The organism is Arthrobacter sp. SLBN-112, assembly GCF_030944625.1.
Taxonomy (GTDB): domain Bacteria; phylum Actinomycetota; class Actinomycetes; order Actinomycetales; family Micrococcaceae; genus Arthrobacter.
On sequence record NZ_JAUSXY010000001.1, the window covers coordinates 175484 to 191100 of the forward strand.

The 15617-nt window shown below is 66.5% G+C and carries 14 protein-coding genes, 1 tRNA gene, 1 other RNA gene and 1 pseudogene; 8 read left to right on the forward strand and 9 right to left on the reverse strand.

The features are described 5' to 3' along the window. The gene (locus tag QF050_RS00755) at positions 1-687 is read left to right on the forward strand and encodes a TetR/AcrR family transcriptional regulator (RefSeq protein WP_308928707.1); all 687 of its coding nucleotides are present in this window, start codon (positions 1-3) and stop codon (positions 685-687) included. On the opposite strand, the gene QF050_RS00760 is transcribed toward QF050_RS00755, so the two are convergent. Together QF050_RS00760 and QF050_RS00765 are read right to left on the reverse strand one after the other, a co-directional pair. Continuing rightward, on the reverse strand, positions 659-1333 hold the full coding sequence (locus QF050_RS00760; RefSeq protein WP_308928708.1) for a LytR C-terminal domain-containing protein: 675 nt from the start codon (positions 1331-1333) through the stop codon (positions 659-661). The genes QF050_RS00755 and QF050_RS00760 overlap by 29 nt on opposite strands. Next, positions 1326-1625 (reverse strand): type II toxin-antitoxin system VapB family antitoxin, encoded by a 300-nt coding sequence (locus QF050_RS00765; protein ID WP_026264985.1) that lies wholly within the window; start codon positions 1623-1625, stop codon positions 1326-1328. The genes QF050_RS00760 and QF050_RS00765 overlap by 8 nt, the downstream gene beginning before the upstream one ends. 137 nt (positions 1626-1762) lie before the next feature. On the opposite strand from QF050_RS00765, the gene QF050_RS00770 reads away from it, so the two are divergent. Both QF050_RS00770 and QF050_RS00775 read left to right on the forward strand, forming a co-directional pair. Next, positions 1763-2692, forward strand: a complete 930-nt coding sequence (locus tag QF050_RS00770) for a hypothetical protein (RefSeq protein WP_308928709.1) — start codon at positions 1763-1765, stop codon at positions 2690-2692. A 49-nt stretch (positions 2693-2741) separates the two neighbouring features. Continuing rightward, on the forward strand, positions 2742-4379 hold the full coding sequence (locus QF050_RS00775; protein ID WP_308928710.1) for a stealth family protein: 1638 nt from the start codon (positions 2742-2744) through the stop codon (positions 4377-4379). Between the two features lie 55 nt (positions 4380-4434). Here the strand turns inward: QF050_RS00775 and QF050_RS00780 are convergent, their stop codons facing one another. The 4 genes from QF050_RS00780 to QF050_RS00795 all read right to left on the reverse strand — a co-directional run bounded on the left by QF050_RS00780 (position 4435) and on the right by QF050_RS00795 (position 7533). After that, positions 4435-5364: a phosphodiesterase gene (locus tag QF050_RS00780; RefSeq protein ID WP_308928711.1), complete on the reverse strand. Its 930-nt coding sequence runs from the start codon at positions 5362-5364 to the stop codon at positions 4435-4437. A gap of 161 nt (positions 5365-5525) precedes the next feature. Next, on the reverse strand, positions 5526-6038 hold the full coding sequence (locus QF050_RS00785) for a glutathione peroxidase (RefSeq protein ID WP_308928712.1): 513 nt from the start codon (positions 6036-6038) through the stop codon (positions 5526-5528). A gap of 57 nt (positions 6039-6095) precedes the next feature. Next, on the reverse strand, positions 6096-6992 hold the full coding sequence (locus QF050_RS00790) for a peptidoglycan DD-metalloendopeptidase family protein (RefSeq protein ID WP_308928713.1): 897 nt from the start codon (positions 6990-6992) through the stop codon (positions 6096-6098). Continuing rightward, on the reverse strand, positions 6943-7533 hold the full coding sequence (locus QF050_RS00795; RefSeq protein ID WP_308928714.1) for a hypothetical protein: 591 nt from the start codon (positions 7531-7533) through the stop codon (positions 6943-6945). The genes QF050_RS00790 and QF050_RS00795 overlap by 50 nt, the downstream gene beginning before the upstream one ends. A gap of 244 nt (positions 7534-7777) precedes the next feature. Here QF050_RS00795 and QF050_RS00800 point away from each other — a divergent pair. Next, positions 7778-8714 (forward strand): annotated as a pseudogene (locus tag QF050_RS00800) (oxygenase MpaB family protein). An 89-nt stretch (positions 8715-8803) separates the two neighbouring features. Here QF050_RS00800 and QF050_RS00805 read toward each other — a convergent pair. Beyond that, positions 8804-8888, reverse strand: a tRNA-Ser gene (locus QF050_RS00805). A 385-nt stretch (positions 8889-9273) separates the two neighbouring features. On the opposite strand from QF050_RS00805, the gene ffs reads away from it, so the two are divergent. The 4 genes from ffs to QF050_RS00825 all read left to right on the forward strand — a co-directional run bounded on the left by ffs (position 9274) and on the right by QF050_RS00825 (position 14962). Next, positions 9274-9370, forward strand: an RNA gene (gene ffs / locus QF050_RS00810) — signal recognition particle sRNA small type. 21 nt (positions 9371-9391) lie between these two features. Continuing rightward, positions 9392-12736 carry a DNA polymerase III subunit gamma and tau gene (locus QF050_RS00815; protein ID WP_374121484.1) on the forward strand — a complete coding sequence of 1115 codons (3345 nt, stop codon included), beginning with the start codon at positions 9392-9394 and terminating at the stop codon, positions 12734-12736. Between the two features lie 76 nt (positions 12737-12812). Continuing rightward, entirely contained in the window at positions 12813-13412 is a 600-nt protein-coding gene (gene recR / locus QF050_RS00820) for a recombination mediator RecR (RefSeq protein WP_308928716.1), read from the forward strand. A 191-nt stretch (positions 13413-13603) separates the two neighbouring features. Next, the gene (locus QF050_RS00825) at positions 13604-14962 is read left to right on the forward strand and encodes an aspartate kinase (protein ID WP_308928717.1); all 1359 of its coding nucleotides are present in this window, start codon (positions 13604-13606) and stop codon (positions 14960-14962) included. Between the two features lie 59 nt (positions 14963-15021). Here the strand turns inward: QF050_RS00825 and QF050_RS00830 are convergent, their stop codons facing one another. Together QF050_RS00830 and QF050_RS00835 are read right to left on the reverse strand one after the other, a co-directional pair. After that, on the reverse strand, positions 15022-15237 hold the full coding sequence (locus QF050_RS00830; RefSeq protein ID WP_308928718.1) for a hypothetical protein: 216 nt from the start codon (positions 15235-15237) through the stop codon (positions 15022-15024). Positions 15238-15355: 118 nt separating this feature from the next. Then, complete coding sequence (locus QF050_RS00835; protein WP_308928719.1) at positions 15356-15598, reverse strand: hypothetical protein; 243 nt, start codon at positions 15596-15598, stop codon at positions 15356-15358. Positions 15599-15617: the final 19 nt, after the last annotated feature.

Genomic DNA, 15617 nt, shown 5'->3' on the forward strand with positions numbered 1-15617 from the left:
ATGCCCAGGATTTCAGCGGCCAGCAACGCCGAACAACGCGCTGACACCCAGCGCCGTATCCTCACAGCCTTCGGCGAGCTCCTCTTCACCCACGGCCTTCCCGGGTTGACCATGACGGACGTGGCCCGGCACGCAGGGGTGGGCCGTACCGCCGTCTACAACTACTACGCGGATATCGAAGAACTATTGATTTCGTACGCGCTGGAGGAGACGGAGAAGTTCCTCACGGAGCTGCGCGACTCGCTGGGCCGCCTGGAGAACCCGGTGGAACGGCTGGCCCTGTACGTCCGCGCCCAGGTGGTTGACCTCAGCCGCCGCCACCTCCCGCCCGGACCGGCCATGGGGGCGGTGCTGTCGCCGTCGTCCTTTGCAAAACTCTCAGACCATGTCAGCGAGCTCAGCACCCTGCTGCAGGGGATCCTTCGTGATGGCATGGAGCAGGGCTACCTGCCGGTGGCTGACGTGGGGCAGCAGGCCCAGTTGATCCTGGGCACACTGTCCTCCAGTGCCGCCAGGGGCAGCGATGAACCTGCCGAGCTGGAAGCGCGCGTGGCCAGGACTGTGCGGTTCATCCAGTTGGGGGCCGGGGCAAGGTTCGACGACGGGGGGCAGCCACTGCCCGTGGCCGGCCTTCCGGCGGCAGCCGGCCAAGGCGTGATCAGCGCGCCGGGACGGCTGCCGGCGTAACGGGAAGCTTGTTGGTGTCGGCCGTGCGGCGGCTTTCCCTGGGGCAGCCTAGTGTGCCGGGGGTCTGGTCCACCAGCTCAGCCGGGACAAGCGCTGCGAAGTCATGGGCCAGGATCACGTCCACGCTGGCGTCGGTCCTGCTGTCCTGGAAGTAGTCGGACCCCGGCACATTGCGCTGCACCGTGAAGGCGGCGGCCTGCCCGGCCGCACCAGAGACCACCGCTGCAACGCCCCGGTAGCCGGCGTTGACGTTCGATACGTTGCCCACCGCGAACTTCCGCGCCAGGAACTCATCCGCCACGGAGCGGGCCAGGCCGGCCCGGGTGGTGGAGTTGTAGACGTTGAGGTTGACCTTGTCATTGGGCGTGTAATCGAACACCGCAGCAGGGCACGACGACACAGGCTTCTGGCTCGGCTCGGCCGTCGGCACCTTCAGCCGCCCGTTAATGATGGCCAGGGCAACGATGATGGCGGCGGCGATCATCCCCATTAACAGGACCAGCACCACACCGTGCAGAACGCGGCGGCGGACCCGGGCCGTTTCGTCGGCGTCTTTGGCCGCTTCCATCGCAGCCCGCAGCTCGGCGCCGGACACCACACGGTGGCCGTGCAGGACGCTGAGGTCCTTCCGCCCGCGGCTAGCCATCGAGCACCAGGACCCGGGCGTGGATCGCGGTGCGCTGGTGCAGTGCCGTCCGGACCGCGCGGTGCAGGCCGTCCTCCAGGTAAAGGGTTCCCTGGTACTGCACCACGTGCGGGAACAAGTCGCCGAAGAATGTGGAGTCTTCGGCCAGCAACGCTTCGAGGTCCAGCGTGCGTTTGGTGGTCACCAGTTCGTCCAGCCGGACCGGCCGCGGCGGCAGCGACGCCCACTGTTTCGGGGTGCTGTAACCATGGTCGGGGTAAGGGCGGCCCTCGCCCACAGCTTTGAATATCACCATGCAACAGTAGGCACCGCGCCGCCCCAGCGAAAGTATCCCGGCGGTCCGGCGCCAGGTTGTAGCCAAACAGTGACCATCCGTCACATCGCTCCGTTCCCGGGCAACGGGGCGGTTCCTGCTGACAGAATGGAACCATGACCGCATCCGAGTCCCCTGCCATGTCCACACCCGGAACCCGCCTGCCTTCCACGCCCCCGCTGGCGCTGCTGCTGGATGTGGACGGGCCGGTGGCAAGCCCGGTGACGCGCGACGTGAAGCCGGACATCATCCTTGACCTGGTGGCACTCGCAGCGGCCGGAATTCCCGTCGTCTTCAACACCGGCCGCTCGGACGCGTTCATCCGCGAACAGGTCATGGAACCGATGATCGCCGCCGGGATCCCGGCTGGAACGGTCATCCACGCCGTTTGCGAAAAGGGGGCCGTATGGTTCAGTTACACCTCCACCGGGCCCGGCCCCATCCACGTGGACAGGGAGCTGGCCGTGCCCGCAGCGTACGGCGATGACGTCCGGCGCCTGGTGGCGGAGGATTACGCCGCCCACATGTTCTTTGACGAAACCAAACGGGCCATGGTCTCGGTGGAGCAGCACATCGACGTGCCCAGCGCCGATTACCTGGCCGAGCAGAAACTGTTCGACGCTGACGCCATGGAGCTCATGGGCCGGCACGGCCTGGGCGTCGTGCGGCTGGACCACCATGCGCCCAATTCCGACGACGAAGTGGACTACCGGGTGGATCCCACCATCATCTCCACGGACATCGAGTCCGTGCGGCTGGGCAAGGACCTCGGCGCGAGCCGCGCGGTGGAACTGCTGGCCGCCGAAGGCATCACTCCGCAGGCCTGGCGGACGGTGGGCGATTCCCGGACCGACTATGCGATGGCCGACTGGCTGCACCACAACGACCACCCGGTCAAGCACGTTGACGTCCGGCCCGCGGATGGCGTGCCCAGCAAGCCCTACCCGGTTCTTACGGCAGCGGACCTGGGGCTGGAAACCACGGTGATCCACGACGACGCCGGCGGCGCTTTCCTGCGTGCCTGGCGGGAGGCACTGGGCGCCTGAGCCCCTGCCGCGGCGGTCCGAAACCTGCTGTTACCACGGCAGGACTATCATGCAGGTAAGAAAGCTTACTTCGACCACCACGGAGACAACCATTACAGAAGCACCGGTCCAGGACGAGGTCTACTACGGCGGCCAAGCGTCCGTGGAGGAACAATTTCACGCTGAGATCACGTCGGCGGCGGCGGAGCAGCGGCTCAGGCACCGCCCCGACGTCATCCGGCACAAGGGCCGATACGCCCTGATCAACGACACCAGGACCCCTTACCAGGCCATGGTGGAAGACCTGCTGTTCCTGCGCAACGTCCTGGCGAACGCGGGCCTCGCCTACCTCCTGGTCCGCGGCAACAACGACCGGCCCGTGGTGGCGCTGGACTGGAAGAACCGGAAGAAACTCCGCGGGGCCCTGGTGGAGGCCTGCCGGGACGAGCCCTTCTACTCCATGACCGTGGATGCCAAGAAGAAGACCTCCGTCCTGGTGGCCGACGGTGAGCTGTCCTCCAACCGGCAGGCACGGATCTTCCGCCTGTACCGCCCGCGGGTGGAACCGGTGGGCGGTTTCGAATTCGGCGCGTCCGCCGGCGTCCAGATCGAGCTGTGGTCCTTCGAAGGCGAGGAACTGATCCTCCCCATCGAGAACTCCCTGACCCGCCGGACCATGCTGCGGCAGGACGCTGTCCGCGGCACCGTGGAACGCTACGGCCACACCTGGCCCACCATCGAGAACATGTTTGCCGACCATGCCAGCGACATCAGCTTCGACATCGACCTGGTCTTTTCCTGGGTGGACGGAAGCTCTTCGGAATACATTGCCGCCCGCCGCGCGCAACAGCAGGGCGTGGTCCTTGGCGAAGGCGACGACCACGAGGCCCGGTTCCGGCAGATCAATGAACTGAAGTACGCACTGCGCTCCGTATACATGTTCGCCCCGTGGATCCGCCGCATCTTCATCGCCACGGACTCCCCCGCTCCCGCCTGGCTGGCAGAGCACCCGTCCGTCACGATCGTCCGCAGCGAAGAGTTCTTTGCCGATTCCTCCGTGCTGCCCACGCACAATTCCCAGGCAGTCGAATGCCAGCTGCACCACATCGAGGGGTTGTCCGAGCACTTCCTCTACTCCAACGACGACATGTTCTTTGGCCGGCCGGTAGGCCCGGACATGTTCTTCACCCCTGGCGGCATCACCAAGTTCATCGAGGCCGAAACCAGGATCGGCCTCGGCGAGAACGCCGCGGAGCGCAGCGGGTTTGAAAACGCCGCCCGGGTCAACCGCAAGCTCCTCTGGAACCGGTTCGGCCGGATCACCACCCGCCACCTGGAGCACACCGCGGCTCCCCTGCGGCGCAGCCTCGTAGCCCAGATGGAGGAGGAGTTCCCGGAAGAGTTCCGGAAGACGGCGGCAAGCAGGTTCCGCGCGGCCGACAACATTTCCGTCACCAACTCGTTCTACCACTACTACGCCCTGCTGACGGGGCGCGCCGTCACGCAGACAGCCGCGAAGGTGCGCTACGTGGACACCACCATGCGGGCGGGGCTGAACTACCTGCCGAAGCTCCTCGCCAAGCGGAACATGGACTTCTTCTGCCTGAACGACGGGAGTTTCCCCGAAGTCAGTGCCGACGAGCGCGCAGAAGCCGTGACCGGCTTCCTGGAAAAGTACTTCCCCATCAAGGCGCCCTGGGAAAAGTAAGTCCGGGCACGAATGCCCGGACTTACCGACTGACTCTCCCCGGGACCCGCAGCTACTAGTTCCGGCTGCTCACTCCCTGCTTGGTGCTGCGGCGCTGCTTGGCGGTTTCCGGGATCCGGACTCCGGCAGCTTCCAGGCGCCGGGCGGTTTCCTCAGGCGAGACGTACTCACCCACAGTGGCCGCATGGCCCATCGGCACCACAGAGTGCACAATCGTGTGCTCGTACACGTGCACCAGGTTGAAGGCCTGGCCGCCGTCCTGCCCGCGGGTGCCTCCCACCGGAACGTTGAGGTCTTGGGTGTAGCAGGAGGCGGAAGCGACCGAGACCGGGACGCCGGCGAAACTGGCCGTGGTGGAGTAATGCAGGTGGCCGGCCAGGATGGTGCGGACGTCAGAGTTACGGACCACCGCTGCCAGCGAGGCTTGGTCGCGCAGTTCCACCAGTACCGAAAGATCGAGTACCGACGGGACCGGCGGGTGGTGAAGCGCCAGGATGGTTCCGTCCGGGGCAGGCGTTTCCAGCTGCCGCGCCAGCCACTCCAGCTGCCCGGCACTCAGCTCGCCGTGGTGGAACCCGGGGACGGTGGTGTCCAGGGTGATGACGCGCAACCCGTTGATGAAATAGCTGTGGTCCACCGGTTCATCGGTGCCGGGCTGGTCCAGCAGGCCCCGGCGGAAGTTTGCGCGGTCGTCATGGTTTCCCATGGCCCAGATCACCTTGGCGCCGAGCTCCTCGCACGCAGGGTCCACGATGGCCCGCAGTTTCACATACGCTTCGGGATCGCCCTTGTCCGCAAGGTCGCCCGTGAAAATCACTGCCTCCGGCCTGGCGCCGGACGCTTTGACTTCCTCGAAGAGCTGGATGAGGCGTGCTTCGCTGTCGACGGTTCCGTAGAGGGGTTCTGGACCTCCCAACAGGTGGGGATCGCTCAAGTGGAGTAGGAAGTGGCGTGGCCGGGGATGCTCGGCCTCGATGTGCTCCATTGCTACCTCTATGGTCGGTGGGAAGCCGTTCTTCCCTTGTACCCTTCAGTAATATTTATCCAATCAGACATTTGGCAAACTTGGGGTGAATCGCCGGAGCTGATGTGGAAAAAATAAAAAGAACTGCGCTTCTGCAGACTTAATTCGGCCGGCCCGGCCTTTCAGCCCAGCGCTTCCTCGATCGCTTCGATGACCTTGGGCGAATCCGACTCGACGGTGGGACCGAACCTGGCCATGACAGTGCCGTCACGGCCCACCAGGAACTTCTCGAAATTCCATTTCACCATCCCGGGCAGCAAACCGTTCCGGAACTTGGTCAGCTCGGAATACAGCAGGTGCTGGTTCCGGCCACGGACGTCCGCCTTGGCAGTCAGTGGGAACGTAACCCCGAAGTTGCGCTCGCAGAACTCCGCGATTTCGCTGTCCGTTCCGGGCTCCTGGCCGGCGAACTGGTTGCACGGGACACCCAGGATCTCGAACCCGCGCTCGCGGAACTTTCCGTAGAGGGCCTCCAGGCCGGCGTACTGGGGCGTGAAGCCGCAGTTGGAGGCGACGTTGACCACCAACACGACTTTTCCCCTGAATTGGCCGAAACTCGTCCTGGTGCCGTCATTGAGGTGCAGCGGGATCGGGTAGAGGGGTGCCGGGCGCCGTGTCTGCGGAAGGAAGCTCATACGGGGAATTCGTTGCCGTCGGCACGGTGTACGGGTCCGGACCAAAAATTCCTTGGCCTACGACGTCGTCGGGGCGGGTGTGGGCTCGAGCGTGGTCGGAGCCGGTGCCGGCTCGAGCGTCGTGGGGGCAGGCGCCGGCTCGAGCGTCGTCGGTGCAGGCGCCGGGTCAATCGTCGTCGGGACGGGTGCCGGCTCGACCGTCGTGGGGGCAGGCGCCGGCTCGACCGTCGTCGGTGCAGGCGCCGGCTCAACCGTCGTCGGTGCAGGCGCCGGCTCGACCGTCGTCGGTGCAGGCGCCGGCTCAACCGTCGTCGGTGCAGGCGCCGGCTCAACCGTCGTCGGAGCAGGCGCCGGAGCTGGCTCAGTGGGTGCGGGAGTCGGATCAGCCGGTAACGGCGACGGCGACGGATCAGTGGGTGTGGCAGTTGGATCCGTCGGTGACGGCGACGGGGACGCCGTCGGGACGCTGGGTGCAGGGTCGGACGATGGCGACGGCGCACCGGGCGAAGGCGCTGCAGCCGCCGGCGGGGCCGACGTCGTCAACTGCCCATTGGACGTTGGCAGGACGGTGCCGTATTGCTCCGTGGCAGGCAGCAGCGGCGACGGCACGGGCGATGCTTCCAGGCCGGCGGCCGGGGACGTGCCGCGGTCCACCAGGAGCGGGATGGTCCAGCTGATCCTGCCGTCGGACAACCCCGGGCCGGGACCGTAGGAAACCATGCCGGCGGGAAGCGCTTGGCCCAGGGCGCGGAGCTGCAGGAAGTTCCAGTTCAACGGATTGGTGTAGCGGCCGTTCTGGATGGTCTCGAAGTGCAGGTGGCAGCCCGTGGACCAGCCGGTGGTTCCCACGCGGGCGATGACCTGGCCCACCTGCACCCGGTCCCCGGTGTGGACGCCAATGGACTCAAGGTGGTTGTAGGTGGTGATGAGGCCGTCGCCGTGATCGATCTCCACCCGGTTGCCACCGCCCCCAGGGATGCCATCCTGCAGCCCGGACCACCCCGGCGTCGGCCGCATAGACAGGGGTTCCGCAGGCGGCCGCATAGTCCTGGCCAAGGTGGAAGTCCCCCGCCGTCCCACTGAGTGGACTCACCCGGAAACCGAAGGGCGAGCTCGGAACGAGCAACTGGAGCGGTGCCATCAGGTAGCCTGCCGGTGGCCGGCCCACACCTGCCGGTCCGACTGTCAGGCCGGTCGATGGATCCTGGAAACCGCCGATCGCCGCATGCGGGAAAGCCAGGGTGGCATGTGGATCGGAGGCGATCGCCGGCGGAAGGGACCCGGCACCAACCTGGTCCGAGGCCGGCGCCTCAGGGTTGCCTTGCACCGGCCGGGTGTTGTCAGCCCCGACCGCCCCGACCGACGCCGCGGCACCGGGAGTCCCGGTCCGGTCCACCGCCCCGGCCAACCGGACCGGCCCCGCTGAATCGATGGAAAGATTGACCGCATAGACGGAAGCCGCGAGCACACCGGCAGCCGCCAGGGCACGGGCCATGTGGGGGAATGTACGCTGGACCGGTTTGCTGTTACCGGGCACCCAATGCTTGCCCATTGATTCACTCCAGGACGGGGCGTGCCGCACGTTGTCTCGACGGTACGTCCCATGGGACCACAGCTCAGTCCGCCGGGGAACCCTGGAGCAGGACAATGCGGGTTTTTTGTGGGTCGTCAGGGGTGGGGTGGCGCCTGCTCCCTGCTCCGAAGACTGACGCGCTCGCCGAAATGGGCAAGAATGGCTCATGCGCAATGCCCTTCGTACGTGGCGGGATGAAATCAAGAAGACGTTCTCCGGGAACGCCGACGCACCGCCGGAATGGTCGCTGCGGCTCGCGGAGGGCGACGACGCCGGCTACCACTTGCCGGGTTCGGCGGTGTGGGCGGTGCACGGCTCCATGTCACCCATCGTGGGGGGAATCCGGACGCTGCTGATGCAGTCGCTCCATCCCGGGGCCTTGGCAGGCGTACACGAGCACTCCAATTTCCGCGAGGATCCCCTCCGCCGGCTGGCCAATACCATCCGCTGGATTTTCACGGTGACCTACGGTTCCACGGCTGCCGCAGAAGAGGCATCACGGCGCGTCCGCCGCCTCCATGAGCCGGTGCAAGGCAGCTACCAGGACAACGACGGCGCGGCACGCGCGTACAGCGCCAACGATCCAGGGCTGGCGGCCTGGATCCACATCGCCTTTACGGACGGGTTCCTGGCCGCCCACAAAATCTGGGGCGGCCCCATCCCCGGCGGAGAGGATGCGTATGTCCGCGAGTGGGCCCAGGCCGGCCGGCTCATGGGCGTGCAGGATCCGCCGGTCAGCGGGGCGCAGATGCGCAGCCAGTTGGACGCCTGGTATGAGCAGGGCGAACTGCGGGCAGACAGCCGGGTAAAGGAAACGGTGGAGTTCATCCGCAACGCTCCCCTCCATCCCCTTTTGAGGCCGGGCTACCGCGTCTTGTTTGCCGGTGCCGTCTACAGTTTTGGAGCCCCGGTACCGCCGGATGCTGGGCCTTACTGTTCCACGGCTGGGTCCCTTCCCCTTGCCGGTGAGGCTGGCAACGAAGGTGGTGCTCGGCGTCGTCCATCTCGCCCTTGGCGGCCTTCGCAGGCGCAAGGGTCCCAGCGAATCAGCTGCCCTGGAGCGGCTGGGGCGCCTGGGCGAACCCGCCGCGGATTTGGCCTGACCTGCCGCCCGCCATCCCATGGGGAACGCCTCGTGGATTAAACGGAAGAACCCGGTCCTGGCAGCTGCCAGGACCGGGTTCCCAACCGGCGGAGAATGGGGGATTTGAACCCCCGAGGGCGTTAACCCAACACGCGTTCCAGGCGTGCGCCATAGGCCGCTAGGCGAATTCTCCAACTGCTTCTGAATCAAAAGCAGGTACCAGATTACCTGAACTTTTCCGCATCGCCCAATTGGCCCGGGCAGGGGCTGTTTTCGAACGTGCCCGGCAGGACCCTCAGGGCCCGCCAGGCCCCGTCCCTGACCCGGCAATGGACGCCCCCAACGCGCCCATTCCGTGTTGCTGCACCGTTGAGCTGCCGGGTCCGGTTCGTTCAGCCAGGCCACGCAGCTCACAATCTTGAGATTGCCCCAATCGGTGTATATACAAATGATCGTGGGTGGCCGGTGGATAAGCAATGGAATTCCATGACCTGACCGACGTTTTCCGCTCCGCGCCACTGCTGTCACAGTGGCGGATGGCCGATTCGAGTCGCGCCGTATGTTCAGGTAAAGTGTTTGACGGCCCCTCATGTGGCGTCATCCTGTTGAACTCCCCCAGGACCGGAAGGTAGCAAGGGTAAATGGGCTCTGGCGGGTGCATGGGGGGTCTTTACTATTCCCCCACAGGGCGGCAGGATGTCAGCCCGGATTGGTAGGGTTTTCTCTGTGACAGTTACTACCGCCCTGTACCGCAGATACCGTCCCGACTCGTTCGCTGACGTTATCGGGCAGGAGCATGTCACCGAACCGTTGATGACGGCTTTGCGTAAGAACCGCGTCAACCACGCCTACCTTTTCTCCGGCCCCAGGGGCTGCGGCAAGACCACCTCCGCCCGTATCCTGGCGCGCTGCCTCAACTGCGCCGAGGGCCCCACCGACAACCCGTGCGGAACCTGCCCCAGCTGTGTGGAACTGGCCCGCGGCGGCTCGGGTTCCCTCGACGTCATCGAGATCGATGCCGCGAGCCATGGCGGCGTGGACGACGCCAGGGACCTCCGGGAGCGCGCCACCTACGCCCCGGTTCGGGACCGGTACAAGATCTTCATCATCGACGAAGCCCACATGGTCACCTCCGCTGGGTTCAACGCCCTCCTGAAGATCGTTGAGGAGCCGCCGGAACACATCAAGTTCATCTTCGCCACCACGGAGCCGGACAAGGTCATCGGCACCATCCGCTCCCGGACGCACCACTACCCGTTCCGGCTGGTGCCGCCCGAGCCACTGATGGCGTACCTTGAGCTCCTTTGCCGCCAGGAGAACGTTCCTGTGGCTCCCGGCGTCCTGTCACTGGTCATCCGCGCCGGCGGCGGATCTGTCCGTGACTCCCTGTCCGTCCTGGATCAACTCATGGCAGGGGCCGGGCCCAACGGGCTGGACTATGAACTCGCCGTCGCACTGCTCGGCTACACCCACGCCTCGCTGCTGGACGACGTCGTGGAGGCCGTAGCCGCCTCTGACGCCGCAACGGTCTTCCGTGCCGTGGACCGCGTGATCCAGACAGGCCATGATCCGCGGCGGTTCGTGGAAGACCTGCTGGAGCGTTTCCGCGACCTCATCATTGTCCAGGCCATGCCGGAAAGCGCCCATGCCATCCTGCGCGGCATGCCGGCGGACCAGATCGCCCGGCTGCAGAACCAGGCGCACAACCTGGGTGCCGCGGAGCTCTCGCGGGCAGCAGACGTCACCAACACGGCCCTGACCGAGATGACGGGAGCCACGTCGCCGCGGCTGCATCTTGAGCTGCTGTGCGCCCGGATCCTCCTGCCCAGCTCCGAGCAGAACGAACGCGGCATGGCAGCACGGATCGACAGGGTGGAGCGGCGCCTCAACTATGCCGGGAACGACGTCGGTGCTGCCGCCCCGGCCACGCCGGCAGCGGCAGCACCGCCGGCGCCGTCAGCACCGGCGGCTCCAGTCCCCGCACCTGCGCCTTCAGTCCCTGCACAGGTGCCCAGCGGCGCGGCTTCCGGTCCCGCCTCACCCAGCCCGCGGCCTGCCCAGGAAGCGGTAGCGCCCGAGCCCCGGCCTGGCCGGGACACGCCGGACCAGTCAACGAGCGCTACGGCGGCCGCGCCGGCCGCCCGCCCGCAGGAACCCGAACAGGCCACTCCAGCTCATGCCGGGCCTGCCGCACCCACGGTGGCGGCCCCTTCCCCAGGACCGTCCTCCTCCGCAGGACCGGAATCCGGGAACAGCCAGGGCGCCCCGCCCGCTCCGGATTCCCGCATGTCCTTCACTCCCCCACGGGTAAGCACCAACGACTGGCCTGTGGAGGAACCCGGGCGCGGTAAAGCGCCTCAGACGCCCACCGCGGCAGCGGCCCCCCACGCAACGCCGACGACGCCCCAAGAAGAACCGGCACGGTCCGCCCCGGCAGCTCCTCCGGCGATGGGCGACGTTGAAGTCCTTCGCAGGGCCTGGCCTGATGTCCTGCAGACCCTGTCGAAGATCAAGCGCAGCACCTGGGCCTTGGTAGAGCCCAACGCCCAGGTCAGTGCCTTCGACGGCAGTATCCTGACCCTCTCCTTCACCACGTCGGGACTCGCCGGGGCCTTCGGCCGGGCGGACCATTCCGACAATCTGCGCCAGGCCATCCACAAGACGGTTGGCATCGACCTGCAGATCAACGCGGTTGCCGGCGGCGCCAGCCAGGCGAGCTCTGAGCCAAACCCAAAAGTGCCGGCCAGCCCGGTGGTTCCGGCCACTTCAGCTGACGTTGCCTGGGGACTTGCTCCCGCTCCCGCCGAATCACCTGCGGGCACGGCAGCCAAGGCTGCCGCCGCTACGCCCGCACCTGCACAGGCTGCACCTGGAGCTGCACCGGCACCGGCACCTGTATCCGCTCCTCCCGAGGCCGCACTTGCGCCGGCACCTGTAACGGCTCATACACCTGCCTCCGTACCGGCCCAGGCCGCAACGGCTTCGGCACCTTCGCCCGCAGACGCCGCAGCCGCTCCCTCCGCCGATGACAAGCAGCGCAGGGAGGCCATCCGGCCGGCATCCGAAGGCGACGGAGCCCCGGGCAAGGCGTCCGGGCCCGAAGTTGCGCAGTCCTCCTTCCCTTCCTCGGGCGGGGACTACTCCTACTCCGACGACGATTGGGGCCCGCCGCGGGACGAGGATGCTCCGCCGCTGGATGAAGAACCCCCCGTGGACTGGGAACCTTCGGCACGTGCGGGCAGCCCCGCCGCACCGCCGGCCACCTCTGCCGGCAGGGGCCTGCCCGCCAGCAGCATCCGCACGGAAGCCGCGCGGAACGAGGGGCCCGCCACAGCCCCGGCCGGCGCCGCCGGAAACGGAGAGGCCCCACCTGCCGGCGCCGCCGGACACGGAGGGGCCCTACCTGCCGGCGCCGCGCACGATCCTTGGGCCCGGGCCGTGGAGCAGGCCCCCGGCGTCTGGGTGGTCGGAGACAAGAGCAACGTTGGTGCACCGCCCGTCGGTGCTTCCGCGGACGAATCGCCGGCTTCCCCGGCCCCGGCTCCGCGTTACGAACCGGCGACCGTCCAAGTGCCGCCTACCATCCCGGCCTCTGCGACAAGGACACCGGACGAGGCGGACTGGGGTGTGGGAACGGTTACCCACAGCAGCCGTGAGGACTCTGTCCGGGTAACGTACCAGCCGGCACCGGCCCAGCCCGCACCGGAGCCCGAACTCGCCATGGCATCAGCCGGGCCCGCTACGGCTGCCCCGTCCCGGCCACAGGCTCCCGCGGCCGCACCGTCAGCCGGAAGGCCTGAAACGCGGCAGAGCCTCTACCAGCGGCTGTCCAACAGCCCGGAAGCTGAGGCCGGCCGCGCGAAGGCGCCCTCCAGGGCCGCAACGGCACCAAGCGCGTACGTCCAGGACGTGCCGAGCGCCGACGATGAGACCATCGAGGAGTCCGGTGTCTTCGGACGCGCAGCAGTGGAGCGTATTCTGGGCGGAAAGCTGATCGAGGAACGGTCCACGGACGGAAGTCCCATAACGCCCCGGTACTGACCGGCTGCCACCCAACGAACGGGCGGTCCGCACCTGGTGACCTGGCCGCCATTCACATCGAACTAAAGAGGGAATTGTGTACGAAGGTGCTGTCCAGGAGCTGATTGACGAGCTTGGACGCCTTCCAGGAGTGGGACCCAAGTCGGCGCAACGGCTGGCGTTCCACATCCTTGAAGCCGATCCCCAGGATATGAAGCGGCTGGTCGAGGCCATCACCACGGTCAAGGAGAGGGTCAAGTTCTGTACGGTCTGCGGCAACGTCACTGAGCAGGAGCTCTGCAACATTTGCCGGGACCCGCGCCGGGATCCTGCCCTGATCTGCGTGGTGGAGGAGTCCAAGGACGTCCTGGCCGTGGAACGCACCCGATCCTTCCGCGGCCGGTACCACGTCCTCGGCGGCGCGATTAATCCGATTGCCGGCATCGGACCGGAGCAACTGCGGATCCGGGAACTGCTGACCCGCCTCAATGATGGCTCCATCCAGGAAGTCATCATCGCCACGGACCCGAACCTTGAGGGCGAGGCCACGGCAACCTACCTTGCCCGCATGCTCAAGACAATCGGCATCACCGTCACCCGCCTGGCATCCGGACTTCCGGTGGGCGGCGACCTCGAGTACGCGGACGAGGTCACCTTGGGCCGCGCCTTCGAAGGCCGTCGAAACGCCCTGGCCTGAGGCACGCGGGGGCGTCCCGCCGTCGTACTCCACCAAAGGTGGGCCCCGCCGCTGCCACCGGCACCGGCCATGGCCGGTATGTGGTCATAATTCAACGTCCCCTCCGGGCGCGGCGATAAACTGTCGGAGGAAGTCGCGCCGCCAGGCTTCATGGCCTCCAAAACTCCAACTGATCCGATGAAGGTACGCGCATGAGTACGCCCACTACCGAACTGCACAACGCAACCCAGCCGCAGGTGGCGCCCGCCGCCGGCGCGGTGACCAAACAGCTCATCGTGCAGAAATTCGGCGGCTCCTCCGTGGCGGACGCGGAAGGCATCAAACGCGTGGCCAAGCGCGTGGTCGATGCCCAGGAGGCCGGCAACGAGGTGGTAGTGGTCGTCTCGGCGATGGGCGACACGACGGACGAGCTCCTGGACCTTGCCGCGCAGGTGACAGATTCCGCCCCCGCCCGCGAAATGGACATGCTCCTGTCCGCCGGCGAACGCATCTCCATGGCGCTGCTGGCCATGGCCATCAACAAGCTCGGCGCGTCCGCACAGTCCTTCACCGGATCCCAGGCCGGAATGATCACCGACGGCATCCACGGCAAGGCCCGGATTATCGACGTCGACCCGCACCGTATCCGCACCGCGCTGGACAAGGGCAACATCGCCATTGTTGCCGGCTTCCAGGGCATGAGCCGGGCCACCAACGAAATCACCACTTTGGGCCGTGGCGGCTCGGACACTACGGCTGTGGCACTTGCGGCGGCGCTCGAAGCGGATGTGTGCGAGATCTACACCGACGTTGACGGCATCTACACCGCCGATCCCCGCGTTGTCCCGTCGGCCCAGAAGATCGACACCATTTCCAGCGAGGAGATGCTGGAACTCGCCGCCTCGGGCGCGAAGATCCTGCACCTGCGCTGTGTGGAATATGCCCGCCGGTTCGGGGTCCCGCTGCACGTGCGTTCCTCATTCAGCCAGCATGAAGGCACCTGGGTCATTCCCAGCGCCGACGACAAGATCACCACTCAAGAGGGAGTTGCCTTGGAGCAGCCAATCATCTCCGGCGTTGCGCATGACCGTTCCGAAGCGAAGGTCACCGTGGTCGGCGTCCCCGACATTCCCGGCAAGGCCGCTGCGATCTTCCAGGTCATCGCCGACGCCCATTCGAACATCGACATGATCGTCCAGAACGTCTCCACGCACGGCACGGGCAAGACGGACATCTCCTTCACCCTGCCGATCGTCGAGGGTGCCGATGCCCTGGCCGCCCTTCACGCCGCCCAGGACCAAATCGGCTTCGAGTCCATCGAATACAACGAGCAGATCGGCAAGCTGTCCCTGATCGGCGCCGGCATGCGCTCACACCCCGGCGTCTCGGCCACGTTCTTCAAGGCCTTGTCCGACGCCGGCATCAACATCAACATGATCTCCACTTCTGAAATCCGCATCTCGGTGGTGACCCACGCCGACCTGCTGGATGAGGCCGTCCGCGTGATCCACCAGGCGTTCGGCCTCGACAGCGAAAGCGAAGCGACGGTTTACGGCGGCACCGGCCGCTGAGCGTACAAGAAAAGCCGGGCTGCCGTTACCTTCGTAACGGCAGCCCGGCTTTTTCCGTATCAGGTTTCGCGTTCCAGGTCTTCCCGCCGCACAGCGTAGTGGTGGCCTGTTGAATCGGTTTCCACCACGAAATGCGAAAGGTCCTCTTCGGAGGCTTGCTCAAATTCGTCGTGTTTGTGCACCACGGGCGTGTCGGCATCCAGTCGGGTGGCGGGACCGAACAAGAAGCGGAGCCTCTCGGTCAGGCCCATGAAGCCGCTGAGGACATGTGCCACTATTTTCCACCCCCTTCCCCGAAACTCGGGCGAAAGCGCTGTTGCCTCCAACGGGAAGCAGTGCCCTCATTCTAAGCCCGGGGCAGGAAAAAGGCGCCGGCCGCACAGGGTGGAAAGCTTAGCGCAGGGAGCGGTCCTCAGGGTTCCTGGGCACCACGTAGGTGCTGCCGTCCGGCCTGGTGATGGTCTCCCACTGCTGTGTTTCGGCTTGGCGCTGGGCGAGCAACCGGCGGTTTTCCTCGGTCATGTCATGCGCCAGCGCGGAGCGGTTGGCCGGGCCGAAAACAGCCCTGAGTTTTCCCGTGGCGCGCATGAAGCGCTGGGAGGCATTGCCCTTGTCCTTGGACCTGTCCCTGCCCATGAAGGCGTTCCTTCCATTC